Annotated in this window: 21 protein-coding genes; 9 read left to right on the top strand and 12 right to left on the bottom strand. The window is 73.7% G+C overall.

The window, feature by feature from the left end; all coding sequences use genetic code 11:
• The first annotated feature begins 212 nt into the window (after positions 1–212).
• The gene (locus AB0G01_RS33040) at positions 213–593 is read left to right on the top strand and encodes a hypothetical protein (RefSeq protein ID WP_360954034.1); all 381 of its coding nucleotides are present in this window, start codon (positions 213–215) and stop codon (positions 591–593) included.
• 78 nt (positions 594–671) lie between these two features.
• Complete coding sequence (locus AB0G01_RS33035) at positions 672–1,208, top strand: hypothetical protein (protein ID WP_360954031.1); 537 nt, start codon at positions 672–674, stop codon at positions 1,206–1,208.
• A 70-nt stretch (positions 1,209–1,278) separates the two neighbouring features.
• On the opposite strand, the gene AB0G01_RS33030 is transcribed toward AB0G01_RS33035, so the two are convergent.
• Positions 1,279–4,821: a UvrD-helicase domain-containing protein gene (locus AB0G01_RS33030; RefSeq protein ID WP_360954028.1), complete on the bottom strand. Its 3,543-nt coding sequence runs from the start codon at positions 4,819–4,821 to the stop codon at positions 1,279–1,281.
• A gap of 419 nt (positions 4,822–5,240) precedes the next feature.
• On the bottom strand, positions 5,241–8,402 hold the full coding sequence (locus AB0G01_RS33025; RefSeq protein WP_360954025.1) for an ATP-dependent DNA helicase: 3,162 nt from the start codon (positions 8,400–8,402) through the stop codon (positions 5,241–5,243).
• A gap of 165 nt (positions 8,403–8,567) precedes the next feature.
• Here AB0G01_RS33025 and AB0G01_RS33020 point away from each other — a divergent pair, with 165 nt between their 5' ends.
• A complete protein-coding gene (locus AB0G01_RS33020; protein WP_360954022.1) occupies positions 8,568–9,524 on the top strand; it encodes a chitinase in 957 nt (318 codons plus the stop codon).
• Positions 9,525–9,565: 41 nt separating this feature from the next.
• On the top strand, positions 9,566–9,892 hold the full coding sequence (locus AB0G01_RS33015; protein ID WP_360954019.1) for an MGMT family protein: 327 nt from the start codon (positions 9,566–9,568) through the stop codon (positions 9,890–9,892).
• Here the strand turns inward: AB0G01_RS33015 and AB0G01_RS33010 are convergent.
• From AB0G01_RS33010 to AB0G01_RS32990, 5 genes are all read right to left on the bottom strand, one after another.
• Positions 9,855–10,244 carry a tetratricopeptide repeat protein gene (locus tag AB0G01_RS33010; protein WP_360954016.1) on the bottom strand — a complete coding sequence of 130 codons (390 nt, stop codon included), beginning with the start codon at positions 10,242–10,244 and terminating at the stop codon, positions 9,855–9,857. The genes AB0G01_RS33015 and AB0G01_RS33010 overlap by 38 nt on opposite strands.
• Positions 10,245–10,464: 220 nt before the next feature.
• Positions 10,465–11,262 (bottom strand): TIGR02569 family protein, encoded by a 798-nt coding sequence (locus tag AB0G01_RS33005; protein WP_360954013.1) that lies wholly within the window; start codon positions 11,260–11,262, stop codon positions 10,465–10,467.
• 210 nt (positions 11,263–11,472) lie between these two features.
• Positions 11,473–12,645, bottom strand: a complete 1,173-nt coding sequence (moeZ, locus tag AB0G01_RS33000; protein WP_360954010.1) for an adenylyltransferase/sulfurtransferase MoeZ — start codon at positions 12,643–12,645, stop codon at positions 11,473–11,475.
• Between the two features lie 142 nt (positions 12,646–12,787).
• Positions 12,788–13,813, bottom strand: a complete 1,026-nt coding sequence (locus tag AB0G01_RS32995) for a DUF3152 domain-containing protein (RefSeq protein WP_360954007.1) — start codon at positions 13,811–13,813, stop codon at positions 12,788–12,790.
• An 87-nt stretch (positions 13,814–13,900) separates the two neighbouring features.
• On the bottom strand, positions 13,901–14,878 hold the full coding sequence (locus AB0G01_RS32990) for an alpha/beta fold hydrolase (RefSeq protein ID WP_360954004.1): 978 nt from the start codon (positions 14,876–14,878) through the stop codon (positions 13,901–13,903).
• A gap of 139 nt (positions 14,879–15,017) precedes the next feature.
• Here AB0G01_RS32990 and AB0G01_RS32985 point away from each other — a divergent pair, with 139 nt between their 5' ends.
• Both AB0G01_RS32985 and AB0G01_RS32980 read left to right on the top strand, forming a co-directional pair.
• Positions 15,018–15,662 (top strand): TetR/AcrR family transcriptional regulator, encoded by a 645-nt coding sequence (locus tag AB0G01_RS32985; RefSeq protein WP_360954001.1) that lies wholly within the window; start codon positions 15,018–15,020, stop codon positions 15,660–15,662.
• Between the two features lie 109 nt (positions 15,663–15,771).
• Complete coding sequence (locus tag AB0G01_RS32980) at positions 15,772–16,494, top strand: TetR/AcrR family transcriptional regulator (protein WP_360953998.1); 723 nt, start codon at positions 15,772–15,774, stop codon at positions 16,492–16,494.
• A 114-nt stretch (positions 16,495–16,608) separates the two neighbouring features.
• Here the strand turns inward: AB0G01_RS32980 and AB0G01_RS32975 are convergent, their stop codons facing one another.
• Positions 16,609–16,833: a DUF3107 domain-containing protein gene (locus AB0G01_RS32975; RefSeq protein ID WP_015098363.1), complete on the bottom strand. Its 225-nt coding sequence runs from the start codon at positions 16,831–16,833 to the stop codon at positions 16,609–16,611.
• A 62-nt stretch (positions 16,834–16,895) separates the two neighbouring features.
• Positions 16,896–17,561, bottom strand: coding sequence for a ferritin-like fold-containing protein (locus AB0G01_RS32970; RefSeq protein ID WP_360953995.1), 666 nt, complete (start codon positions 17,559–17,561; stop codon positions 16,896–16,898).
• Positions 17,562–17,846: 285 nt separating this feature from the next.
• Between AB0G01_RS32970 and AB0G01_RS32965 the strand changes: the two genes are divergently transcribed.
• From AB0G01_RS32965 to AB0G01_RS32955, 3 genes are all read left to right on the top strand, one after another.
• The gene (locus tag AB0G01_RS32965; protein WP_360953992.1) at positions 17,847–20,351 is read left to right on the top strand and encodes a DEAD/DEAH box helicase; all 2,505 of its coding nucleotides are present in this window, start codon (positions 17,847–17,849) and stop codon (positions 20,349–20,351) included.
• 75 nt (positions 20,352–20,426) lie between these two features.
• A complete protein-coding gene (locus tag AB0G01_RS32960) occupies positions 20,427–21,812 on the top strand; it encodes a PQQ-binding-like beta-propeller repeat protein (protein WP_360953989.1) in 1,386 nt (461 codons plus the stop codon).
• Positions 21,813–21,870: 58 nt separating this feature from the next.
• Entirely contained in the window at positions 21,871–22,746 is an 876-nt protein-coding gene (locus AB0G01_RS32955; RefSeq protein WP_360953986.1) for an alpha/beta hydrolase, read from the top strand.
• A 56-nt stretch (positions 22,747–22,802) separates the two neighbouring features.
• Here AB0G01_RS32955 and AB0G01_RS32950 read toward each other — a convergent pair whose 3' ends face one another.
• The 3 genes from AB0G01_RS32950 to AB0G01_RS32940 all read right to left on the bottom strand — a co-directional run bounded on the left by AB0G01_RS32950 (position 22,803) and on the right by AB0G01_RS32940 (position 24,881).
• Entirely contained in the window at positions 22,803–23,099 is a 297-nt protein-coding gene (locus AB0G01_RS32950) for a hypothetical protein (RefSeq protein ID WP_360953983.1), read from the bottom strand.
• A gap of 8 nt (positions 23,100–23,107) precedes the next feature.
• Positions 23,108–23,947, bottom strand: coding sequence for a PD-(D/E)XK nuclease family protein (locus tag AB0G01_RS32945; RefSeq protein WP_360953980.1), 840 nt, complete (start codon positions 23,945–23,947; stop codon positions 23,108–23,110).
• 76 nt (positions 23,948–24,023) lie between these two features.
• Positions 24,024–24,881: a PHP domain-containing protein gene (locus tag AB0G01_RS32940; RefSeq protein WP_360953977.1), complete on the bottom strand. Its 858-nt coding sequence runs from the start codon at positions 24,879–24,881 to the stop codon at positions 24,024–24,026.
• Between the last annotated feature and the right edge of the window lie 3 nt (positions 24,882–24,884).

The raw sequence follows: 24,884 nt of genomic DNA, 5'->3' as shown, positions 1-24,884 counted from the left end.
GCCACCACGCCGCAGCCGAACCTGCCCCCGCGTGGTCAAACGCGCCATCTCCAAACACCGCGCCAAAGGCACCATCGACCGCACCAACCACCGCACCACCATTCACATCACGATCACCACCTGCTTGACAACCGACACACCGCCCTAACTACGCGGCATTGAGGATAACCCTGGGCGGGCCGGCCCACGGGTGGCATGACAGGGTGAACCCCATGGAACCCACTCGTTCCCGTTCCTGGTCGGCGCTCGCGCTGGCCGGGTTGCTCGGCACGGCCGGCGTCACGCATTTCGCGCGACCGCGACCGTACGACGCGATCGTGCCGCGATCGCTCCCGGGCAAGCCTCGGACCTGGACTTATGTCTCGGGTGTCGCGGAGGTGGCGTTGGCCGCCGCAGTGGCCGCACCGCGCACGCGCGGCCTCGGTGGTCTGCTGGCGGCCGGGTTCTTCGCCGCGGTGTTCCCGGCGAACGTGACAATGGCCCGCGCGTACCGGGCGAAGTCTCCCGGGGCGAAGGCGATCGCCTTCGGCCGGCTCCCGCTCCAGGTGCCGCTCATCCTGTGGGCGCTGCGCGTCCGCCGTTCGGCGCACTGATCACTCTCGGCGCTGGGTGCGATACTCAGCGCGCCCGAGATCTGTCATCGAACCCGCAACCAGCCCTAGGATGCCCGAGTGCAACCGCTCCTCCACCATGCCGCGTCGGCACTCGGTTGGCGCGGCCTCGTCGTTCCCGACGTCGCCGTGCTGGGTCACCAGGTGTCGGCCGTCGTGCGGGTTCGTGCCGACGTGCACGAGTGGCGCAGCGCGAACAACTGGCCGCCCCAGGCGGACCCGTCGTGGTTCCGCTCCTGGTTCGAGCCCACCGCGCACGACCAGTTGCCGGTGCCCGCGGTCGAGTTGGTCGGTGTCCTGGTCGGTGAGTCCACGGTGGACCGCGCGTTGCAGTCGTGCGGGACGCTGATGACGCTCGCGCCGTGCTCCGTGGTGCTGCCCGCGCCGCAGGGTGAGCGGTCGTGGCCGCTGATGGAGCTGGACTACTACGGGATCGGCGTGGTGGCCGTGGACGAGGCGGGCACGGCCGAGCTGATGGTGCCGCCGGAGGACCGGTCGACCGAGTTCGGCCCGTCGCTGTTCGGCCGGTGGCTGCTGGAGGTGCTCTACGACCGGGTGCTGAAGGAAGTCCCGGCGCACGCTCGCGTGAACAGCTAACAGCTCACCGGGCACCTTGGCCGGCCCGCGTGGTCGGCACCGGCCAGGTCACCGGCCCGGTCGGCACCGGTTAGGTCGGCACCGACCGGATCAGGGTTCGCAGACCGTCCGCGTCGAGCAGGTCCGCGGGGCGCAGCGTGTGGTCGTGCCGGACGTAGTGGAACGCCGCCCGCACCCGTTCGACGGGGGTGTCCGACAGCGCGGCCCAGGCCAGCCGGTAGGCCGCCAACTGCACGGACAGCGCCGGGAGCCGTTCCTCGTCCGGGACCGCGCCGGTCTTCCAGTCCACGACGGTCCAGCCGCCGTCCGGGTCGGCGAATACCGCGTCCATGCGTCCGCGCACCGACATCCCGTCGATCTCGGTCTCGAAGGGCACCTCCACGTCGTGCGGGGTGCGGTCGGCCCAGGCACTGCCCAGGAACGACTCCTGGAGGCGGCCGAGCTCGCTGTCGGGTGCCGCGCCCTCGTCCGCCGCGCCGGGCAGTTCGTCGAGGTCGAGCAGCCGGGTCGCGCCGAAGCGCTGTTCCAGCCAGGTGTGGAACGCCGTGCCGCGCCGGGCCAGCGGGTTCGGCGGGAACGGCAGCGGGCGGCGCAGCCGGCGGGCCAGTTGGTCCGGGTCGGCGGCGAGTTCGACGAGTTGGCTCACCGAGAGGTGGTCGGGCAGCACAACCCGTTCGCGGCGGTCGGCGGCGGCGGCTCGTTCGGCGAGCAGCACGTCCACGTCCCGCGCCCAGCCCTCCGGGTCGTCCGCCGACTCGTCGGGCTCGTCCGGATCTGCGGACCCGTCGGGCGCGTCAGGGTCGGCAGGCTCGTCCGGGTCGGCGAGGTCGGCGAGGTCGGCGGGGTCGTCCGGGAAGTCGGTGGGCACGTCGGATTCGGGGCCGGGGTCGGGGTCGTAGTCGTCCGGCGGCTCCGGGGGTGGTTCGTCGTCGTCCGGGGGTTCCGGGGGGAGGTCTTCGGGTGCCTCGGGAAGGGGCTCGGGGACTGGTGTGCGGACGGGTTCGGGGGCCGGGGCGGCGGGGTGGCGCGGGGTGGACAGGTGGCGGTCGAGGGCGGCCAGGACCAGGTCCGCTCCCTCGGCCACGGCGGCGCGGCGCTTGCCGAGGGGGTCGGCGGGCCAGTCGGCCGATTTCACCTGGGAGGCCAGGGGGTTGGGCTCGTCCTCCGCCGGCGGGGGTGCCCAGTGGACGATGTCGGCGGGCGGGTGGTCGGCGGCCAGCACGGACTCGCGCAGCTCGCCGAGGAACGTGGACGGACCCTTGGGCTTGTCGCCGGTCTCCGCCCACCAGTGGCCCGACACCAGGAGGCAGTGCTCGGACCTGGTGAGCGCGACGTACAGCAGCCGGCGCTCCTCCACCAGGCGGCGGTCCTCGAAGTCGTCGGCGTGGCGGTCGAGGGCCTCCTCGACCTCCTTGCGGTTGCTGCCACCGGGGATGCGGAGGGTCGGCAGGTCGGCGGCGTCGCCCCGGAGTTCGGCGGGCAGCTCGGCGACCGCCTTCAGCCAGCACGAGGTCTTCTTCCGGCCCGGGAAGACGTCCTTCACCACGTGCGGCAGGGCGACGATGTGCCATTCGAGGCCCTTCGCCGAGTGCATGGTGAGGACCTGCACGCGGTTCTCGGCCACCTCGACCTCGCCCGGTTCCAGACCGTCCTCGGCGTGCTCGGCGGTGTAGAGGTAGTCGAGCAGGGCGGGCAGGGTGGCGGACGGGCTGGCCGCCGCGAAGTCCGCCACGACGTCGGCGAACGCGTCCAGGTGGGCCCGGCCGACGCCGCCCGGCCGGGCCATGGCCTCGATGTCGAGCAGCAGGGTGCGTTCGACGTCGGCGACGATCTCGGGGAGCGGCTGGTCCAGGCGTCGGCGCAGCGCGGACAGCTCCGCGCCGAGTCGGCGGATGCGGCGGTAGCCCTCGGCCGAGTACGCCGTCGGGTCGCCGGGGTCGTCCAGGGCGTCGGCCAGGCCGGCCTGTTCGGCGTGCTCGCCCGGCAGCGCGTCGGCGAGGACGGCCAGCGGGTCGTCGGCCACGGACTGGCGGCTGGGTGCCCCGGCCAGCTCCCGGGCGCGCTGCCAGAGCGCGGCCAGGTCGACGGCGGCCACCCGCCAGCGCGAGCCGGTGAGCAGGCGGGCGGCGGCGGTGCCGGCCAGCGGGTCCACCAGGACGCGCAGGGCGCTGCTCAGGTCGCGGACCTCGGGCTCGTCCAGGAGACCGCCGAGGCCGACCACCTCGACGGGGAGGTCGCGCTCGCGCAGCGCGGCGGCGATCGCCGCCATGTCGGCGCGGCGGCGGACCAGGACGGCGGCGGTGGGCGGCTCGTCGCTGGAGTCCAGGTGCGCTTCCCACTGGGCGGCGACGGTGTCGGCCATCCAGCCCAGTTCCGCGCGGACGTCGGCGAACAGGCCGATGCGGACGTCACCCGGGCCCGCTCCGGGACGGGCCCGCAACTCCTCGACGTCCAGGCCGGCCGCGCGCAGCGGCGCGGAGACGGCGTTGGCCAGCGCCAGCACCTCGGGCGGGTTGCGGAAGCTGGTGAGCAGGCCGAACTTGCGGGCGGGCGGGAAGTCCTGGACGAAGCGCGGCAGGTTCGCGGCCGACGCGCCGCGCCAGCCGTAGATGGCCTGGGCCGGGTCGCCGACGGACGTGACGGCCATTGGCTCGCCCTGGCCGAACAGGGACCGGAGCAGCACGCGCTGGGCGTGGCCGGTGTCCTGGTACTCGTCGAGCAGCACCGCGCCGTAGCGGTCCCGCTCGCCGCGCACGACCTCCGGGTACTCGCCGGCCAGGCGGGCGGCCAGGGACATCTGGTCGGCGAAGTCCATCGCCGCTTCCCGGCGCTTGCGCGCCTGGTACGCCTCCAGCAGCGGCAGCAGGTTCACCCGCAGCCGCTGGGCGTCGACGATGTCCTTCAGCTTCTCCGGCAGCGCGTCGCGCTGGCGGGCGGTCTTGGGGGCGGACTCGATCACGGTCGTCAGCCACTCGGCGTTCTTGCGCAGGTCGGTGGGTTCGACGAGGTGTTCGCCGAGTTCGCCGGCCAGCGCCAGCAGGTAGCCGGTGACGGTGGCCGGGACCTTGTCGGTGTCGATGTCCTCGGCCCACGTCGAGACGACCCGGTGCGCGAGCTGCCAGGCCGCGGTCTCGGTGAGCAGTCGCACGCCCGGCTCCACGGGGAGGCGAAGGCCGTGCTCACCGACCAGGCGGCCCGCGTAGGCGTGGTAGGTGAGGATCACCGGCTCGGTGGTGAGGACGGCGGCGCGGCGCTCGCCGCTCGGGTCCAGGCGGTCGAGCAGCGGTGAGCCGCCTAGCCGGCGGAGCCTGATCCGGACGCGTTCGGCGAGCTGGCGGGCGGCTTTGCGGGTGAACGTGAGGCCCAGGACGCGGTCCGGGGTGACGAATCCGTTGGCGACCAGGTAGACGACCCGGGCGGCCATGGTCTCCGTCTTGCCCGCGCCGGCACCCGCCACCACGAGGGCGGGGGCGGTCGGCGCGGCGACCACGGCGGCCTGCTCGGGGGTCGGTTTGGGCAGGCCGAGCGCTTCGGCGACCTCGAACGGGCTCGCCAGGTGCGCCACCCCGCCCGCTCGTTTCCGATCACCACCCGGCACCACCACGACTCGCATTCTCCGATTCCCGCCGCGCGACGCTTCGGCGACCCGCAGCGGCACGGCCGGATCGGTCGTGGACGTGGTGCGGGCGGCGGCGTTGCCCTGGTCTCAGCGGCCCACGACTGTGTCAGACGCGAGCGGGCTTCGCCAAACGGCCCGCCGGTAACTCCGGCCTCACGTCATCACCGGGTGACAGCGCGACCGCGACAGGTGACGAGGGGGCAGTGCCAGGGGCGAGGTCGGCCCCGTGGCGCACGCCGAACCGAACCCGCACGCCGGACCGAGCTCGCACGCCGGACTCGGCTCGCACGCCGAACCGAGCTCGCACGCGGGCGGCGGGGTGCACGCCGGCCTCGCGGTACGGGGCAGTGACGCAGCGCGGTCGGGCGCGGCGTGGGGCCGGGTGGGTGCCGGGGAGGTGGGCGGGGGCGGCGTTATTGGCTGACCTGCCTGCCGGAGGAGTGGACCGGGCAGGACGTGCGGGCCGGGCAGCGGTCGCAGTCCGGGGTTTCGCTGGCGGTGTAGTTCGGGCCCACGCTGGAGTTCGCGGCGGCCTGCACGGCTTCCAGCCACGCGCGGACGCCCTGCTCGTCCAGCGGGGCCTGCTCCAGTTCGGTGGCCCCGGTCTTCTTGTTCTCCTTCGCCACGTACAGCAGGCGCGCGCCGCCCGGATCCGTGCCCAGGCCGAGGTGGGTGAAGCCGCCCAGCGCGGACGCCAGTTGGTAGACCGCCAACTGCGGGTGCTGGCGGGCCTCCTCCTTGGTCACCGGGGACTTGCCGGTCTTCAGGTCGATCACGACCGGGCGGCCGTCGCGGTCGGTTTCCAGGCGGTCCACCCTGCCCTTGACCCGCAGCCACGGGCCGCCGGCCTTCTTCGGGACCTCGACCGAGATCTCCTCCTCCACGGCGACCTGGGTGAGCTGGTCGCGGCTGGTGGCCAACCAGGTCAGGAATGTGTCGAGCATCCGCTCGACCCGGATGCGCTCGCGGCGGGAGAACCACGGCGCGCCGGCGTCGACCGCCGACCACGCCTCGGCGAGCTTGGTGCGCAACTCCTTCTCGTCCGCTCCGGTCGAGGCGGCCTGGGCGAGGGCGTGCACCAGGGTGCCGGTGACGGACGCCAGTTCGGCCGGGTCCTGGCCGCCGTGGCGCTCGACCACCCAGCGGACCGGGCACTTGGCCAGCACCTCGACGGTCGACGGCGACACGCTCACCGTGTGCTCCTCGGTCCACAGCGGGTCCTGGGAGGTCACGTCGGCCAGGCCGTACCAGGAGTCGGGGTGCGCGCCCGGCACGCCTTCCGCCGCGAGCCTGGCCAACTGGGTCGCCGCGCGGGTCCGGCGGTCCTCGGTCTCGTCGTCGGCGCACACCACCCGGCGCAGCTCGCCGACCAGTTCGGCCAGCACCAGGCCGCGTTCCGGGGTGCAGGTGGAGCGCTCGGGCTGGTCGGTGGTGAGCTCCTCCAGCTCGTCCAGGAACCGGGACGGCTGCTCGTCCTCGCCGCGCACCGCGCTGACCAGCAGGGAGCGCCGGGCACGGCTCGCGGCCACCAGGAGGAGCCGCCGCTCCTCGGCGAGCAGCGGCGCGATGGCCGACACCTGCTCGCCGACACCGGCCACCACGTCGACCATCCGCTCCACGCCCAGCAGCGACCCGCGCAACCGCAGGTCCGGCCAGCTGCCCTCCTGCACGCCGGGCACCGCGACCACGGTCCACTCGCGGCCGGCGGCCGAGTGCGCGGTCAGCACCGCCACCGCCTCGCCGACCGGGGCGGACGCGGCGAGCGTGTCGCCGACGATCTGCTGGGCGGCCAGGTAGTCGGCGAAGCCGTCCGCACCCGCGCCGGGCAGCCGGTCGACGTACTTCGCCGCCGACTCGAACAGGGCGACGATCGCGTCCAGGTCGCGGTCGGCCCGCATCCCCGCGGTGCCGCGCCGCGAGGACTGGGCGACCCAGCGGTTCTGGAGTCCGGTGTGCTGCCAGAGGTCCCACAGGACCTGCTCGACGCTCTGGCCCTCCGCGATGGCCCGGCGGGCCTGGCGCAGCAGACCCGCGACCCGCCGGGCGGGCAGGGCCTCGGCGTCCTCCAGGGCGGCCAGCCGGTCGTCGGACTCGATCACCTCGACCAGCAGTTCACCGCTCGGGCGGTCGCCGCCGGCGGCCATCTCCAGCCGGCGCAGGCCGCGCCGCAGCCGGCGCAGCGCCAGCGGGTCCGCGCCGCCCAGCGAGGACGCCAGGAGCATCGCGGCGGTGTCCTCGTCGAGGCTGCCGGGGGTGGCGGCGCAGCGCAGCAGCGCCAGGAACGGGGCCACGGCGGGTTGTCGCGCCGGCGGCAGCTCGTCGGTCGGCACCGCGACCGGCACGCCCGCCGCGAGCAGCGCGCGTTGCAGCACGGGCAGGGACCGGGTGGCCGAGCGCGCCACCACGGCCATCTCCGACCACGGGACTCCGTCGATCAGGTGGGCGCGGCGCAACTGGTCGGCCACCCAGCTCGCCTCCTGCGCACCCGACGCGAACAGCCGCACCTGCACCGAGCCGGTGCCGTCGACCGGCGCGACCTCGCGGGCCGGGGACGCGCCGGGCAGCCGGCCGGCGAGGCGGGCGACCGCGGCCCGGATCTCCGGTGTCATCCGGTGGCCTTCGCGCAGCACGACCGTCGGCCCGTCGGCGGCGGACAGCAGCACCGGGTCCGCGCCGCGGAACGAGAACACCGCCTGGTCCGGGTCTCCGGCGAGGACGAACTCCCGCGCGGCCGACCCGAGCACGGACAGCAGCGCGTGCTGCACCGGGTCGAGGTGCTGGGCGTCGTCCACCAGCAGGTGCCGGACGCGCACGTGTTCGGCGTGCAGGAGGTCGGGCTCGGTGTCGAAGGCGAGCAGCGCGCTGCCCACCAGCTCGGCCGCGTCGTAGGAGGGGGCCGCGCCCTGGACCGTCCCGGACAGCAGGTTGACCTGCTCGTACTGGGCACCGAACAGGCCGGCGGCCACCCACTCGTCCCGGCCGTGCGCGTGCCCGAGCTCGGCCAGGTCCTCGGGGGCCAGGCCGCGTTCGGTGGCGCGCAGCAGCAGGTCGCGCAGCTCCTGCGCGAACCCGGGCAGCGGCAGCGCCGGGCGCAGCCGCTGCGGCCACTTCGCCGCGCCCATGCTCACGTCGCCCGCGAGCAGTTCGCGGACCATCGCGTCCTGCTCGGGGCCGGACAGCAGCCGGGGTGTCGGCTCCCCCCGCCGCACGGCCTGGGTGCGCAGCACGGCGAACGCGTAGGAGTGCACGGTGCGGACCAGCGGCTCCTGCCTGGTGGGCAGCACCTCGCCCTCGACCGCGCTGGTCAGCAGGCGGGTGATGTGGGCGCGCATGGCGACCGCCGCCCGCCGGTTCGGGGTCAGCACCAGCACGCTCTCCGGGTGGGCACCGCCGCGCCGGATCCGGTCGGCCGCCACCTCGGCCAGCAGGGTCGTCTTGCCGGTGCCGGGGCCGCCGAGCACGCGCAGCGGCCCGCCCGCGTGGTCGAGCACCGCCCGCGCGGGCGCGCTCCAGTCCCGCCGGGGGTGGTCCTCCCGCTCCCGGCGCACCAGCAACGGTGCCCTGTTCACTGCCATGTGCCGATGGAACCACGGGGGTACGACATCGCCGGGGCGGGCCCGGTGAACGCCCGTTCTGCGCGGGCCCTTGACAACCGCGAGTGGTCCGGGCCACGTTGGGAACGTCCCGCGCACGCGCCCCTCCGCCGCCGCAGCGTGCTCCACTCGCGTCCCGGAGGAACGATGAAACCCTTGCGGCGGTTGATGATCACCATCACGGCCGGTCTCGCGGCGATGTCCCTGACACCCGCCGCCCAGGCCGCGCCGAACCCCGTCCTGGCGTCCCCGTACCTGTACCAGTGGGGTGCGAAACCCAACCCGGTGACCGTGATGAACCAGACGGGCGTGAAGGCGTTCACGCTCGCGTTCATCCTCTCGGACGGCGGGTGCAACCCGGCCTGGGACGGCCAGCGCCCCCTGACCGGCGCGGACGCCACCCTGATCCGCAACATCCGCGCGGCGGGCGGCGACGTGATCCCGTCGTTCGGCGGCTGGTCCGGCCGCAAGCTCGGCCCGAACTGCTCCTCGGCGACGGCGCTCGCGGCGGCCTACCAGAAGGTGATCGACGCCTACCAGCTCAAGGCGATCGACATCGACATCGAGAACACCGACGAGTTCGAGAACGCGACCGTGCAGGACCGCGTGCTCGGCGCGCTGAAGATCGTGAAGCAGCGGAACCCGGCCATCAAGACGGTGGTCACCATGCCGACCAACCGGTCCGGCCTGAACTCGTGGGGCACCCGGCTGGTCACCCGGTCCAAGGAGCTGGCCGCGCCGGTCGACGTGTGGGCGGTGATGCCGTTCAACTTCGGCGGGCCGAGCGACCTGGTGGCGGGCACCAAGTCCGCCGTGGACGGGCTGAAGAACCACGTCAAGGCCACGTTCGGGCTGACCGACGACGCCGCGTACCGGCGCAGCGGGCTGTCCTCGATGAACGGGGTCACCGACACGGGGGAAACCGTGACCACGGCCCAGTTCCGGGCGATCCGCGACTGGGCGGCCGGGAAGCACCTGTCCCGCTTCACGTTCTGGGCCACCAACCGCGACAGGGGCAACTGCGGCGCGTCCGGCAGCGATTGCAGCGGCACCAACCAGGGCACGTACGACTTCACGAAGATCGTGGCCGGCTACACCGGCTGACCCGGGGGCGAACCGGTCGCCCACCGTGGAAAGCTGTGCCGGTGGATGAACAGTTGCACGAGATGGTCCGCGAGGTCGTGCGGTCGATCCCCCGCGGCCGGGTCGCCACCTACGGCGACGTCGCCGACCTCTCCCGCGCCCCGTCGCCCCGGCTGGTCGGCCAGGTCCTGAACCAGGACGGGCACGACCTGCCGTGGCACCGGGTGTTGCGCGCCAACGGGACGTGCGCGCCGCACATCGCCGACACGCAGCACCAACTGCTGCGCGAGGAGGGCGTGGCGGTGGTCGACGGGAAGGTCGACCTGCGCACGTACCGCTGGCAGGACGCGGTCAAGGGGAAAGCGGACGAGCCGACCGGTCTGTGGTGACCCGCCGCTCCACGCGGGACAGCTCGGCCTCGACCTCCGGGTCGCGGGTGAGCGCGGCGGCGAGTCGCAACTGGGGCAACGCCTCCGCGTGCCGGCTCCGCCGGCTGAGGGTGCGGCCGAGCAGCAGCCGGGTGTAGCCGTCGGACGGGTCGAGCTCGACCAGGTCGCGCAGCACGTCTTCGGCCTTGCCCAGCGCCGCCGACTGGAAGTGCGCCAGCGCCAGCTCGGTGAGCACGGTGCGGTCGGTCGGGGCGTGCGACGCGGCTCGCGCCAGGAAGCGCGCGGCGCTGCTCGGGTCGCCCGCGGCCCGGAACTCCCGGCCGAGGTCCAGCAGTTCACGGATGTCGGTCACGTCTCCAGCTCCTCGTCCGCCGGGCCGGCGTGCGGGACGTGCGTCCCGCCCGGCCCGGCAGTCCCTCGATCACGTCGAAGAACCCCTGATGGGTGTTTTTCGCGAACGGCCCGTGGCTCCGGGCCATCACGCCGGGATCAACCTAGTTGAGTTCTCAACTATTCCCGGACCGGATCGCACCGCGACGAGGAGGCGAAGCTCCGGGGTCGCGGCTCGTCGCTCAGAGCAGTTCGAGCACCTTCGTGGCCGTGCGCTCCAACCCCACCAGGGACTTCGGGCCGGACAACGGGTGCAGGGCGTGCACCGCGAGGCGGAACAGGGTCGCGCGCAGCAGGACCTGGGGCCACTCCGCGAGGTGCGACCACCGCTGGATCAGGCTGTGGTCCGCGCCGCCCCAGGACGTCGCGTCCACCACGACGATCGCCGCGCCGTACTCGGCGGGCCGCCAGAACGCCTTGAAGTCGATGACGGCGGGCGCGGCGTCGCCCGCGAACAGCACGTTGCCGAACAGGTCGCCGTGGACCACCTGCGGCTTGCCGGTCACCGGCTTGCGGTAGGCGCTGAGCAGCTCGTGCAGCCGGCCGCCGAGCGCGTCGTCCAGTTCGACCCCGGCCTCCCCCCAGGCGCACCGGTCGGCGATCGCGAACACGTCCGCGCGGGCGTCCAGGAAGCGGGGCCTGGGCAGCCCCTCGGTCGCCTCGTGCAGCTTGACGGCGACTTCGACGATCTCGTCGTGCCGGGGCTCGGCCCGACCGGACAGGTACTTGGTGGCGGCCCACCCACCGACGACGTAGCGGCCGTCGGTCGACCGCAGGGGTCTGCCGATGCGCAGGTTGTCGACGGTCAGCGTGTCGAGCGTCTTGGCGACCCACGTCGCCTCGGCGGGCTTGCCCGCCGGCCGGATCGCCGCGTCGCCGCAGCGCCACACCGGGCCGGCGTCGATCAACTCCGGTTCGGCGTCGCGCGCGCCGAACGCGGCGCGCACGTGCGACGGCGGCGGCTCCGGAGATGGGGTCACGCCGGCACGCTACCCGCACGAGCCTCGTGTTTGGTGGACCCTGCGCCGCTTGTGGTGTGGCGTGCGCCTGAACGGACTAGCCGCAGTATTGCGGTCTCAGGTGATCGTGAACATCACACCCCGAGAGGCCCACCGGGGAGGCCGATCCCCGGTTTCCCACGACCACGCACTTCGATCGCCGGAAGACCGGGGGTCGGCCCGCCACAGTGCTCAGTACGTGGGCAGGGAGGGGTCCACCTCGCGCGCCCACGCCAACACGCCGCCGCCGACGTGCACGGCGTCCTTGAAGCCCGCGTGGTGCAGCGCGGCGAGCGCCTCGGCCGAGCGCGCGCCCGACTTGCAGTGCAGCACGACCTGCTTGTCCTGCGGCAGCTCGGCGAACGCCTCGCCGGACAGGATGCGGTCCTTGGGGATCAGCACCGAGCCCGGGATGCGGACGATCTCGTACTCGTGCGGCTCGCGGACGTCGACCAGCAGGAAGTCGTCGCCGCCGTCCTGCTTCTGCTTGAGCTCCAGCGGGGTGATCGTGTTGCCCGCGGCGGCCTGCTGCGCCTCGTCGGACACCACGCCGCAGAACGCCTCGTAGTCGATCAGCTCGGTGATCTTGATGCTCGCCGGGTCCTTCCGGATCTTGATCGTCCGGTAGGTCATCTCCAGGGCGTCGTAGACCATGAGCCGGCCGAGCAGCGGGTCGCCGATGCCGGTCAGCAGCTTGATCGCCTCGGTCACCATGATCGAGCCGATCGACGCGCACAGCACGCCCAGCACGCCGCCCTCGGCGCACGACGGGACCATGCCGGGCGGCGGCGGCTCCGGGTAGAGGTCGCGGTAGTTCAGGCCCTGACCGTCCGGCGCGTCCTCCCAGAACACGCTGACCTGGCCCTCGAACCTGAAGATCGAACCCCACACGTACGGCTTGCCCAGCAGCACGGCGGCGTCGTTGACCAGGTAGCGGGTGGCGAAGTTGTCCGTGCCGTCCAGGATCAGGTCGTAGTCCCGGAAGATGTCGAGCACGTTCTCCGAGTTCAGGTGCACCTGGTGCAGGTTCACCTTCACGAACGGGTTGATCTCGGCCACCGAGTCCCGCGCGGACTCCGCCTTGGGCTTGCCGATGTCCGACTGACCGTGGATGACCTGGCGCTGGAGGTTCGACTCGTCGACGATGTCGAAGTCCACGACGCCCAGCGTGCCGACCCCGGCCGCCGCCAGGTAGAGCAGCGCCGGCGAACCCAGCCCGCCCGCGCCCACGACCAGGACCTTGGCGTTCTTCAGCCGCTTCTGCCCGGCAACCCCGACGTCCGGGATGATCAGGTGCCGGCTGTACCGCGCGACTTCTTCCTTGGTCAGCTCCGCTGCGGGCTCCACGAGCGGCGGAAGCGCCATCTGATCCTCCTCGACGAAACATGTCCTGTACCGACGGACAACACCAGCGTGGCCCACCGTCTTCCCGGATGGGAAGCCGTCCCAGAGCGTGGACGGGGGTGGCCCCGGCCGTCCCGGGGTGCCCGAGCGCCGTCGCGCGGGCTTAGCGCGGTGCGACGGGGAACGCGTTGGGCGTGCAGACCTTGCCGTCCGCCGGCACGACGCCGCGGTTGGAGAAGTCCACCTCGTTCAACCGGGCCACGTAGTCGTTGGCCACCCCGAAGGACTGCTGCATCATCACCGGCGCGGCCTGCCCGTTCTCCTTGCAGCCCTCGTGGTTGTTCTCCAGCGCGTGCCCGACCTCGTGGTTGATCGCGTACGCGCGATAGGTCGACAAGTCGTTGCTGAACGCCTTCGCGCCGCGCACCCACCGGGCGGCGTTGATGATCACGCGCTTGGACGGCGGGTGCCAGCACGAGGACTCGTACTGGATCTGGAAGCCGCACATGCCGTGCGTGGTGGACGTGGTGGTGAGGCTCACGGTGAAGTCCACCGGCTGGTTCGGCTCGACGCGCTGCATCGCGACCAGGCCGGTGCCGATCCAGCTCCGGTTGTCGGCCAGGATGCCGTCGATCGTGCGGGCGAACGCCTCGCGGTCGCCGCCGTAGTCGGCCGCGTCCACCCCGTCCTCCACGGCGATCGCGTACCGGAAGACCTTGCCCTGGCCCGCCTGCGGGGACGAGCCCGCGACGACCTGCCACGTGCCGCTGCCCTGCTCGGAGAACTTCGGGCCGTCGGGCAGCACGGCGGTCGGGATGTCGACCAGGTCCACCTTCACCGGCGGGGTCTCGCTCGCGACGGGCGGACCGGGCGACGTCGTCCCGGTCGCCTCGGCGGCGGTCGTCCCCTCCGGGGAGCCGGTCTGGGCGGGCGTGGCCGTGTCGAGCACGACCAGCGCGGTCAGCACCACCAGCACGGGCACCGCGTAGATCCGCCACCCGTAGTTCGCGACCAGGCCCTTGAGCCCGCGCCGGCGCGGGCGGGGCCGGGGACCCGCCGGCTCCCAGGACGCGCTCAGCGGCTCTGCCCCGGTGCGCCGGGAACCCCGGCGGTAGCGGTCGTCCGGGGGGGACGGTCGGGCACCCGAGGCGGACGCCGTGTCGCGCCCGTCCTGCGATGTCCGGTTCACGGCGACCAGGGTGCCACAAGCGCACCCGCCCGGTGGACGCCGGTGCCGGGGTCGGCCGGGCGTGCCGCGGCACCCCGCCGGACCGGTCTACCAGGCATCACCGGACTCCCACATGCCGAGCACGGCCCGCGCGACGGACTCCGGGCGCTCCATCTGCGCGACGTGCCCGGTGCGCGGCAGCACGAGCAGCCGGCCGCGCGGCAGCAGCCGGGCCACCCGGGGTGCCTTCCGGACGCTGACCAGCCGGTCCTCGGTGCCCCACACGACCAGCGAGGGCATGCCGACCCGGGGCGGCAGCAACCACATCGACCGGGAGCGCGGCACCAGCCACGACCGGATCAGCGCCATCGTGCTCCGGTCGAGCGCCGTGCCGGCCCACGGCTGCGCGGACCGCTCGCCGTACTCGGCCACGGTCTGCTCGACCCGCACGTCGGGCACCAGCGACGGGTCGGCGAAGCACAGCCGCAACATCTGCTGGGTCCGCGCCTGCGGCGTCATCCTGGCCAGCCGCTGCCGCACCCGCGTGCCCACGACCGGCAGGAACGCCAGCGGCAGCCGGGGGTCGGACACCCGGCGCAGGCTGGGCCGCAGGTCCGGCACCGCCGGGGACACCAGGGTCAGCGTGCGCACCAGGTCCGGCCGGGAGGCGGCGGCGATCAGCGCGATCGCGCCACCCATCGAGTTGCCGAACAGGTGCACCGGGCCGACGCCGAGCGACTCGACGTAGCCGATGACCACGTCCGCGTGGGTGGCCATGCTGAAGGTGTAGCCGGGGATCGGCTCGGAGCGGCCGAACCCGGGCAGGTCCAGCGCGTGGCCGTCGACGTGCCCGGAGAGCTGGCCGGCGAGGTCGGTCCAGTTGGTCGCCGAGCCGCCCAGGCCGTGCACGTAGACGGCGGTCGCGTCGGCCGGTCCCGGGGTGCGCCGGACGTGCACCGTGTGGCCGGCCACCTCGACGTAGTCACCTGGCCACGGCGCGCTCGTTGAATCCAGCGGGGGCAGCGGCGCGGAGGACAGGGGCACGTGGGTGATGGCGGGTCTGCGCGCCTCCACGGTCTCGGTCATTCCTCCAGGATGCCTGCTCGGGCGTCCTGCGAAACGGGAAGCTCTGCCGAAACGCTGCTACCAGCGAGTAAGGTTGCCGACGAGCCGACCGGGGCAACCCCTGGTCGGTTCCGCGATGGACAGGTTGGCTGGAGGCACCATGACGGAGACGGCCCAGACCACGGTCGGGCACAACGGCGGCGCGGGACGAGGGGTCCGACTCCCACGCACCGCCCGGCGTGCCCAGTTGCTGGCCGCGGCGCAGGACGTGTTCGTGTCCAACGGCTACCACGCCGCCGCCATGGACGAGATCGCCGAGCGCGCGGGCGTCAGCAAGCCGGTGCTGTACCAGCACTTCCCCGGCAAGCTGGAGCTCTACATGGCCCTGCTGGAAGCCCACGTGGACGAGCTGGTGAACCGCGTCCGCGACGCGCTGGAGTCCACCGCGGACAACAAGCAGCGGGTGAAGGCGACGGTCGGCGCGTTCTACGACTTCGTGGACGGCGAGGGCCAGGCGTTCCGCATGGTCTTCGAATCGGACCTGCGCAGCGAGCCGGCGGTGGCGCACGCGGTGGAGCGGGCCACGACGCAGAGCGTGGACGCGATCACCGGGACCATCACCGCCGATACCGGGCTCGACGAGCACCGGGCCCGGCTGCTGGCCGTGGGCCTGGTGGGCTTGTCGCAGGTCACGGCCCGCGCGTGGCTGGCGGACGACCGCCAGGTGCCCAAGGAGGACGCGGTCTCCCTGATCTCCAACCTCGCCTGGCGCGGCATCGGCGGCGGCTTCCCCCTCCAGCACTGAACCGCCGCGACGTCGTCGCGGCGGCTGCCCGCTCTCGTCCGCCGGGTTCGCCGATCCGGCCGCTTGACTACGACTTGAAGTAACAGTTACTTCTGGTAACGTGCGTCACATGGCTCGAACTGCCCAGGGCGGGACGGACGCGCGCCGGGAGCGCTGGAAGGGGCACCGGGAGGCGCGGCGGGCGGAGTTCGTCGAGGCGACGATCCGCGCCGTGGCCGCGCACGGCCCCGAGGTCGGCATGGACGAGATCGCGGCGGCGGCGGGCGTGAGCAAACCCGTGCTGTACCGGCACTTCACCGACAAGTCCGACCTGTACCTGGCGGTCGGGCAGCGCGGTACCGAGCTGCTGATGGACCGGATGGTCCCGGCGCTCACCCGGGACGGCCCGATCCGCGCGCGGATTCGCGGCATCGTGGACGCCTACCTGGCGGCGGTCGAGGAGAACCCGAACCTGTACCGGTTCGTGGTGCGCAGGACGTCCGCCGACCGACCGGTCGAGCAGGACGCGGTGCGGGAGGACGAGCAGCTCGTCACCGTCGCGCTGGCCCGCCTGCTGGGCGACGGCCTGCGCGGGTTCGGCCTGGACGCGGGCGGGGCCGAGCCGTGGGCGCACGCCCTGGTCGGCCTGGTGCAGAACGCCGGCGACTGGTGGCTGGACCACCGGTCCATGACCCGGGCGAACCTGAGCGACTACCTGACCACGATCATCTGGCACGCCGTCGACGGCCTGCTCCGGTCGGCGGGCGTCGAACTCGACCCGGACGCGCCGCTGTCCGCCGACCTCACCGGGGAGCCCGCCCGACCGCGACCCGTCAACGACGGGGAAGTCTGAGGCCACCGCGCCCCGGAACCGGCCGAACACCGCTGGAACACGCGGAAGGGGCGTCCCGAACCGGGACGCCCCTTCCGCGTTCGTGCCCTGAATCCCTCGACGGGACCGAGGTCCTCACGCCGTGAAGCCCACCTTGCGCGAGTCGCTCGGACCGATCTCCACGTACGCGATCCGGCTCGCGGGCACCACGTAGCGGGCACCCTTCTGGTCGACCAGCGTCAGGTGGCCGCTACCCGCCCTCAGCGCGTCCGCGACCTGCGATTCGACCTCATCGGGGGACAGAGAGCTCGACACGACGAGCTCACGCGGACTGTCCGCGACGCCGACCCTGACCTCCACGCTGACCTCCGTACACGCGTTGACCACCAGACTCGGTGGTCAGACAACTGTCGAAATCAACCCTAGCCGAGCCCGAGCACCGTCATGCGCCGCGTGTGGCTCTGCTGGAGCCGCCGGAACAGCGCGGCGATGCCCGCGAGGTCGCCGGAGCCCCGCACGATCAGCTCGGCGAGCGGGTCGCGCTCCGCCACCACGTACTGGGCCTGCGTCAACGCCTCGCCGAGCAGCCGGCGGCCCCACAGCGTGAGCCGGTCCTTGATCTTCGGGTCCACCTCGCAGGCCGCCCGGACTTCGCGCTCGGCGAACGCCGAGTGGCCCGTGTCGGCGAGCACGGCGAGCACCAGCTCCTTGGTCGGCTGGTCCAGCCACTGCGCGACCTCGCGGTAGAAGTCCGCCGCCAGGCCGTCGCCGACGTAGGCCTTGACCAGCGACTCGTGCCACGACTTCGGCGCGGTCGAGGTGTGGAACGCGTCGAAGCCCGCCACGAACGGGTCCATGACGTCCTCCAGCACGTGACCCTGGTCGGCCAGGTACCGCTCGATCAGCGTGTAGTGCCCGATCTCGGCCGCCGCCATCGCGGACAGGTCCGCCCGCCCGGCCAGTGTCGGCGCGGTCCGCGCGTCCTCCGCCAACCGGTCGAACGCGGACAGCTCGCCGTAGGCCAGTGCGCCGAGCAGGTCGACCACACCTTCGGCCACTCGGCCGGACTCCACCGCTCCGTCACCCATGGGCGCGAGCCTAGTGGGGTGGCGTTCACTACATCCCAGGCACGCGACTCCGCAGCGACCACGGGTGTTCAGCCCCGAACGGCCTAGTCGGGAGGTAGAGTTACCATTCGACGCCCGGCGCGGCGCGGCCCAGCAGGGGCTCGCAGCGGTGCCGAGAGCCGATTACGGCGGCACCGTGCCGCCAGGAGAGGGTGCGCGCATACCTCGCAGGTCCTCCCGCACCACACGCCCGGCCGTCCCCTCGGCCGTGAGGCGGTAGGCGCGGTCGAGTGGCCCGTACAGGCCGTGCGCGCTGGTACGAGAGAGGCGATCATCCTGACCGCGACAAATGAAGAGACGCACCTGGACCCGGTGACCCTGGAGCACAGCGAGCGGGGAGTCCCCGATGCGGACACCTCCCACCCGCTGATCGCCAACGCCCCGGTCCGGTCCGACTCCCCCACGTTCGCCGAGCTGGGCGTGCGCGCCGAGATCGTCCGCGCGCTGGGCGAGGCGGGCATCGAGCGGGCGTTCGCCATCCAGGAGCTCACGCTCCCGCTGGCCCTGGCCGGCGACGACGTCATCGGGCAGGCCCGCACCGGCACCGGCAAGACGCTGGGCTTCGGCATCCCGCTGCTCCAGCGCATCACCGTGCCGGGTGACGGCACACCGCAGGCGCTGGTCGTGGTGCCGACCCGCGAGCTCTGCCTCCAGGTGACGCACGACCTGACCGACGCCGCGAAGCACCTGGGCGTCCGCGTGCTGGCCATCTACGGCGGCCGGCCCTACGAGCCGCAGATCGCGGCCCTGCGCAAGGGCGTCGACCTGATCGTCGGCACCCCGGGGCGGCTGCTCGACCTGGCCGAGCAGCGCCACCTGGTGCTCGGCAAGGTCCGCGGGCTGGTGCTGGACGAGGCCGACGAGATGCTCGACCTGGGCTTCCTGCCCGACATCGAGCGCATCCTGCGCATGGTGCCCGACGAGCGGCAGACGATGCTGTTCTCGGCGACCATGCCGGGGCCGATCATCACGCTGGCCCGCACGTTCCTCAACCAGCCCACGCACGTGCGCGCCGAGGAGAACGACGCCGGCGCGATCCACGAGCGCACCGAGCAGTTCGTCTACCGCGCGCACGCGCTGGACAAGACCGAGCTGCTGGCTCGCGCGTTGCAGGTCCGCGAGCGCGGCCTGTGCATGATCTTCACCCGCACCAAGCGCACCGCGCAGAAGGTCGCGGACGAGATGGTCGAGCGCGGTTTCGCCGCGGCGGCCGTGCACGGCGACCTGGGCCAGGGCGCGCGCGAGCAGGCGTTGCGGGCGTTCCGCAGCGGCAAGATCGACGTGCTGGTGGCGACGGACGTGGCCGCGCGCGGCATCGACGTCGAAGGCGTCACGCACGTCATCAACTACCAGTGCCCGGACGACGAGAAGACCTACGTGCACCGCATCGGCCGGACCGGTCGCGCGGGGCGCACGGGCGTCGCCGTCACGCTGGTCGACTGGGACGAGATGCCGCGCTGGAAGGCGATCAGCGACGCGCTCAACCTGGGCAAGCCGGAGCCGGTGGAGACGTACTCGACGTCCGACCACCTGTTCGCCGAGCTGGACATCCCGTCGGGTTCCACCGGCCGGCTGCCGCTGGGCCTGCGCACCCGCGCGGGTCTGGACGCGGAGCCGGAGGAGAACCTCAAGGGCGAGCGCAAGCCCCGCAAGCGCGGGCGCAAGCGCGACGCACCCGGTGCTCCCGACTCGAACGGCGAGGCCACGCCGACCGCGGACAGCACCGAGGGCGGGAGCGGGCGGACCCGCCGCCGGCGGCGCAGTCGCGGCGGTGTCTCGCCGGAAGGCGCGGCCACCTCCGAGGTGACCTCACCGAACGGCCAGAGCTCCCCCGGCCAGGACTCCCCCGGCCACGCGGCCCACGGCGAGGAGGGCTCCACCGAGCCCACCAAGTCGCGCCGTCGCCGCCGTCGGGGTGGTTCGTCCGGTGAGGCCGCGCACACCAACGGCTCCGCGCCCGGCGTGCTCGCCGAGGCCGTGACCGGTCCGGCCGAGGTCGGCGCACCGACTGGCAGCGCGGCGCAGGACAGCGCGGCACAGGCCGGTTCGGCGGACAGCGGCGCACCGGAGGACGGGGTCCGGGGCACGGCGGTCGAGCCGAAGGCGGAAGCCCCGGCCGGCGAAGCGCCCACCCGCACCCGTCGGCGCAGCCGGGCCGGTGCGACCACCGAGGCCGCGTCGGCCGCTCCGGAGGCACCCGCCGCCGAAGCGCCCGCCGCAGCCGCACCGGTCGCACCGGAGGCACCCGCCGCCGAAGCCCCGGCCGAAGCGGTCGCGCCCAAGCGCACTCGCACCCGCAAGAAGGCCGAACCCGCGGACGCGCCCGTCGAGGCCGTCGCCGAGCCGGTCGCCGAGACCGGGCCGGTCGCCGAGGCAGCGCCGAAGCGGACCCGCACGCGGAAGAAGGCCGAGCCCGTCGAGGCCCCGGCGGACGCCGCGCCGGCCGACGCCAAGCCCGCCGACGAGGCGGTCGAGGCGGCTCCGAAGCGGACCCGCACGCGCAAGGCCGCGGCCCCTGTCGAGGCGGCTGACCAGGCCGAACAGCCGACGGAGGCCCCGCCCAAGCGGACTCGCACCCGCAAGGCGGCCGAGGCCGGCGACGCGCAGCCCGAGGAAGCGGCGAGCCGCCCCCGGACCAGGCGCAAGGCGGAAACCGCGGACGCGGAGGACGCCGAGCGCCCCCGCACCCGCAGGCGTCGCACGCGAACCGAGACGGAAGGTTCCGCCGACGCCCTGCCGTCGGCAGACTGACGCCTCACACGGATCTCCGGCCACATGCGGGAGCATGTGGCCGGACAGATCACCGAACCCATCGGGAGCCGGGCAGTGGGCCAGCCGGAACAGGCGGAGTCGAACGGGCAGGTCGTGGTGGACTCGAACGCCGAGCGTTCGGTCGAGACGGACGTCGAACGTCCCGCCGACACCGACCACCCGACCGCTGCGACCACCGAAGACGTCCTGGCGGCACCCCCGCCCGAGACCACCGACGACGGCCCGGTGGGTCCCGTCCGGACCTGGCGGACCCGGGGCGACTTCATCGCCCTGGCGCTGGTCGTGGTCGCGGTGCTGGTGTCGTCGGTGCTGGTGTGGGCGTTCAGCGACGCCCGCAACACCACCTCGCAGACCGGTCCCAGCGAGATCACGCCGCTCCAGCCGGCGACCGTGCTGCCGCCGTCCTTGGGCGAGCTGTGGCGCGCCCCGAGCAGCGCCACGCCGGTCCCGGTGCACCTGGACTCGGTCGTGGCGACGGCGGACGGCGGCGAGGTCGTCGGCCGGGACGCGCTGACCGGCGAAGTCCGCTGGCGGTACAGCCGGGACTGGCCCCTGTGCTCGGTGAGCACCGCGTGGGGCAAGGTGTTCGCGCTCTACCGCAAGGACACCAACTGCTCCGAGCTGACCACGCTGGACGCCGCGTCCGGCAAGCGCGGCCCGCAGCGCAACGGCGACGCCGCCCTGGACACCCGGATGCTCAACGAGGGCTCGCACGTGCTGGTCACCGGTGAGACCTACTTCGAGGTGTACCGGCGGGACGACCTGGTGCGGTCGCTGGAGTACGGCACGCTGCGCGCGATCGTGAACGCCACCCGCCAGCCCCGTCCGGGCTGCCAGTACGGGTCGTTCGCGGTGACCGGCGGCAAGGCCGCGGTGATCGAGCGCTGCTACGGCCAGGACCCGTCCGACCGGATCACCGTGCTCAAGCCCAACCCGGAGAAGTTCGACGAGCCGCAGGTGATCAGCACCGCGCTGGTCGGCGTCAAGGGCGCGCGGGTGGTCGCGGTGACCGCCAACCGGGTCGCGGTGGCCGTGCCCGGCAAGCTGATCGTGTTCGACGCGGAGACCGGCGGGCTGATCCTGGAGTACCCGGTCGAGGTGACCGCCGACGAGTTGGCCGGCGACCCGCCCGGACGGGTGGTGGACACCGCCACCAGCACCGCGAACACCTACTGGTTCACCGGTTCGCGCACGGTCGCGCTGTCGCTGGTCGACCTGAACCCGCTGTGGTCGATGCCCTCGCGGGGTCCCGGCACGACCCTCGCGGGTCGCGCGCTGATCCCGGTCGAGGACGGGCTGAAGGTCGTCGACCAGGTCACCGGCCAGGAGATCGGCAGCGTGCCGGTGGACCGGGGCGGTTACACCGGGACGGTCCAGATGGGCACCGAGGGGCCGGTCGTGCTGGAGCAGCGCGGCGACACGCTGGTCGCGCTGCGGTAGTCCGCGCGCCGGTGGTTCGCCCACGCGCACCCGGCCGTCGTGCGGCACACTTCGAGGCGTGCACTCGCAGCTCAGCCCGCACCGCGCGGACCGCGTCGACCTGCCCGGCCGGGCAGGTCCCGTCGCCGCCCTGCGCGCGCCGGCGGCCGGTGCCGACACCGGTGCGACGGCGTTGCTGGTGCCCGGCTACACCGGGTCCAAAGAGGACTTCGCGCCGCTGATCGACCCGATCGCGGACGCCGGCCTGGAGGTCGTGGCGATCGATCTGCCCGGCCAGTACGAGTCGCCGGGCCCGCTCGCCGAGTCCGAGTACCGCCCGGGGGCGCTGGGCGCGGTGCTGGCCGAGCTGGTCGGCGAGCTCACCGCCGACGGCCGGCGGGTGCTGTTGGTGGGCCACTCCTACGGCGGGCTGGTCGCGCGCGGCGCGGTCCTGGCCCAGGCCCCGGTGACCGGGCTGACCCTGCTGTCGTCCGGGCCGGCCGAGCTGCCGGCGAGCGACCGCCGCGTCGCGCTGGAGCAGGGCGAACCCCTGTTGCGCGCGCAGGGCGTCGAGGCGTTGCACCGGTTCACCGCGGCCCGCGCCGCGCGCACCGCGCGCTGGGCGCTGATCCCGCAGGAGCTCAAGGGCTTCTACCGCGAGCGGTTCCTCCGCTCGACCGCCGCCGGGCTGCTCGGCATGGGCGACTCGCTGCGGACCGAGCCCGACCTGGTGGCGAAGCTGGCCCGGTCGCTGCGCTCGTCCGGCACGCCGTGCCTGGTGGTGTGCGGCGAGCTGGACGACGCGTGGTCGGCGGCGACCCAGCGGGACATGGCCGAACGCCTGGACGCCGACTTCGCGGTCCTGGAGGGCGTCTGGCACTCGCCGAACACCGAGGCACCGGAGGCGCTGCTGGCCACCCTCCTGCCGACCTGGCGGGCGTGGCTCAGCGCCTGACCCTCAGCGCCTGGCCCGTCCTGACCCTCAGCACCCCAGGGTCAGGACGGGCCCGGTCACGCCCACCAGAAGAACCACAGGGTCGACGCGCCCGCCAGGAGGACCGCCAAGCCGCACAGGCCGGCGACCCAGCCGGTGCGGCGGTCGGCGACCACCTGCGCCACCACGGCCACGCCGGCGGCCACCAGGTGGCCCGCCACGACGCCCACGCCCGGCCCCGGCAGGTCGTGGAGGCCCGCGTAGACCTGCACGCCGATCAGCGCCAGCGCCAGCAGCACGAGGCCCACGGCCACGCAGCCGCCGATCCCCCGCCACGTCCGCAGCACGCGCGGCTCGGTCTCCACCTTCGTCACGGATCTCCCTACGGCGCGAGCAGAGCCCACGGGTCGAGTGTCGGGGCCGCCCGCTGCCCCTCCGGGCAGCTCCGGCGGAAGTCGCACCAGGTGCACTGGTTGCCCGTGCGGGGCGGGTACAGGATCTCCGGGTCGCCGCCGGCCGCCAGGGTGTCGGCGGCCAGGCCGATCTCGTCCGCCGCCTCCTCGGCCCGCGACACGTGCCGCGCGAGGCTCTCCTCGGTGTGCTCCCACACCGCGACCGCGCCGGTGGGCAGGTGGTGCAGCTCCACCCGGTGGCACGGCTTGCGCAGCGTGCGCCGGGCCGCCAGCGCGTAGAGGGCCAACGCCTGGGAGCCGCGCGCGTCGTCCACGGTCAGCGCGTGCCGCCCGGTCTTGTAGTCGACGACGACCAGCTCGCCGTCCCGCAGGTCGATGCGGTCGACCCGGCCCTCCGCGACGATCCGGGAGGTGGGCGTGGACACCCAGCGCTCGATGCCGAGCGGCTCGATGGACGTGTCGAGCTCGTCGACGTAGTCGCGCACCCAGCCCTCGGCCCGGCCGCGGTACACGGCGGCCTGCTCGGCGTCGCGGAAGCCCTCGTTCTTCCACTGGCGGTGCAACTGGGCCACCGCCTGGTCCGGGGTGCGGCGCTCGGCCGGCAGGTCGAACAGCGCCTTCAAGGCGTTGTGCACGACCGCGCCCAGCGTGTTGTGCGCCCACGCGCCGCCGCGCGGCGGCGACGGCCGGTCGACGTAGGCCATGCGGAACCGCCGTGGGCAGTCCGCCCACGTCGAGAGCTTCGACGGTGTCACCCGTACGAGTTTCTTCGGCATCCCGCCGAAGTCGAGCCCGAGCTGTTCCCGCACCGCACCAAACTACCGAGGCCGACCGACAGTCCCGGCACCGCGTGCGGACGGCGCAGGGCTCCTTCACGCGGTTGGCCTAACCCACGAGCACTTTGCACCCGGTCGCCCGGTCGGCGATCGCGTCGAGCACGTCGGGTGCGGTGGTCTCCGCACCGAGCCGCACGGTCTTGTTGGTGCCGTGGTAGTCCGACGAGCCGGTCATGAGCAGCCCCAGTTCGCCCGCGAGCCCGCGCAGCCGGTCGCGGGTCGCCGAGTCGTGGTCGGGGTGGTCCACCTCGACGCCGGCCAGGCCCAGGCCCGCCAGGTCCGCCACCACGGCGTCGGACACGATCGGCCCCCGGGAGGAGGCGAACGGGTGCGCGAGCACGGTCACCCCGCCCGCGTCGGAGATCATCCCGATGGCGCGGGCGACCGGCGTGTCGGTGCGCGGCACGTAGTACCGCCCGCCCGTCAGGTACCGCGCGAAGGCCTCGTCCACGCTCGTCACCACGCCGGCCCTGATCAGCGCCATGGCGAGGTGCGGCCGACCGGCGGGCGCGTCGGCGGGCATGGCCGCCATCAGCTCGTCCGGGTCGATGGGGAAGCCGTCCTCCACCATCCGCACCGCCATCCGGCGCAGCCGGTGCCGGCGTTCGGAGCGCAGCCGGAGCTGCTCCTCGACCAGCGCGGGCGAGGTGGGGTCGTAGAGGTAGGCGAGCAGGTGGACGGTGATGACCCTGCCTCGACCGTCGTCCGACGCGCAGGACAGCTCCGCGCCCCGCACCAGCCGGAGGCCGGGAGGCAGCGCGTCGGCCGCCTCCGCCCAGCCCGCGGCGGTGTCGTGGTCGGTCAGCGCGATGGCGGACAGACCGGTGGCCGCCGCGGCGGCCACCAGTTCCGCGGGCGTGTCGGTGCCGTCGGACTCGGTCGAGTGGGTGTGCAGGTCGATGCGCACCCA

It is taken from the genome of Actinosynnema sp. NPDC023587 (assembly GCF_040640215.1).
Taxonomy (GTDB): Bacteria; Actinomycetota; Actinomycetes; order Mycobacteriales; family Pseudonocardiaceae; genus Actinosynnema.
Note: the sequence above shows the minus strand (reverse complement) of the source record. Positions and strands in the feature narration are given on the sequence as shown.

What these genes read in the sequence shown, in the direction of transcription:
- AB0G01_RS33040 (WP_360954034.1), top strand. Translation starts at nt 213, where the DNA reads ATGGAACCCACTCGTTCCCGTTCCTGGTCGGCGCTCGCGCTGGCCGGG.
- AB0G01_RS33030 (WP_360954028.1), bottom strand. Translation starts at nt 4,821, where the DNA reads ATGCGAGTCGTGGTGGTGCCGGGTGGTGATCGGAAACGAGCGGGCGGG.
- AB0G01_RS33025 (WP_360954025.1), bottom strand. Translation starts at nt 8,402, where the DNA reads ATGGCAGTGAACAGGGCACCGTTGCTGGTGCGCCGGGAGCGGGAGGAC.
- AB0G01_RS33020 (WP_360954022.1), top strand. Translation starts at nt 8,568, where the DNA reads ATGAAACCCTTGCGGCGGTTGATGATCACCATCACGGCCGGTCTCGCG.
- moeZ (WP_360954010.1), bottom strand. Translation starts at nt 12,645, where the DNA reads ATGGCGCTTCCGCCGCTCGTGGAGCCCGCAGCGGAGCTGACCAAGGAA.
- AB0G01_RS32990 (WP_360954004.1), bottom strand. Translation starts at nt 14,878, where the DNA reads ATGACCGAGACCGTGGAGGCGCGCAGACCCGCCATCACCCACGTGCCC.
- AB0G01_RS32985 (WP_360954001.1), top strand. Translation starts at nt 15,018, where the DNA reads ATGACGGAGACGGCCCAGACCACGGTCGGGCACAACGGCGGCGCGGGA.
- AB0G01_RS32980 (WP_360953998.1), top strand. Translation starts at nt 15,772, where the DNA reads ATGGCTCGAACTGCCCAGGGCGGGACGGACGCGCGCCGGGAGCGCTGG.
- AB0G01_RS32970 (WP_360953995.1), bottom strand. Translation starts at nt 17,561, where the DNA reads ATGGGTGACGGAGCGGTGGAGTCCGGCCGAGTGGCCGAAGGTGTGGTC.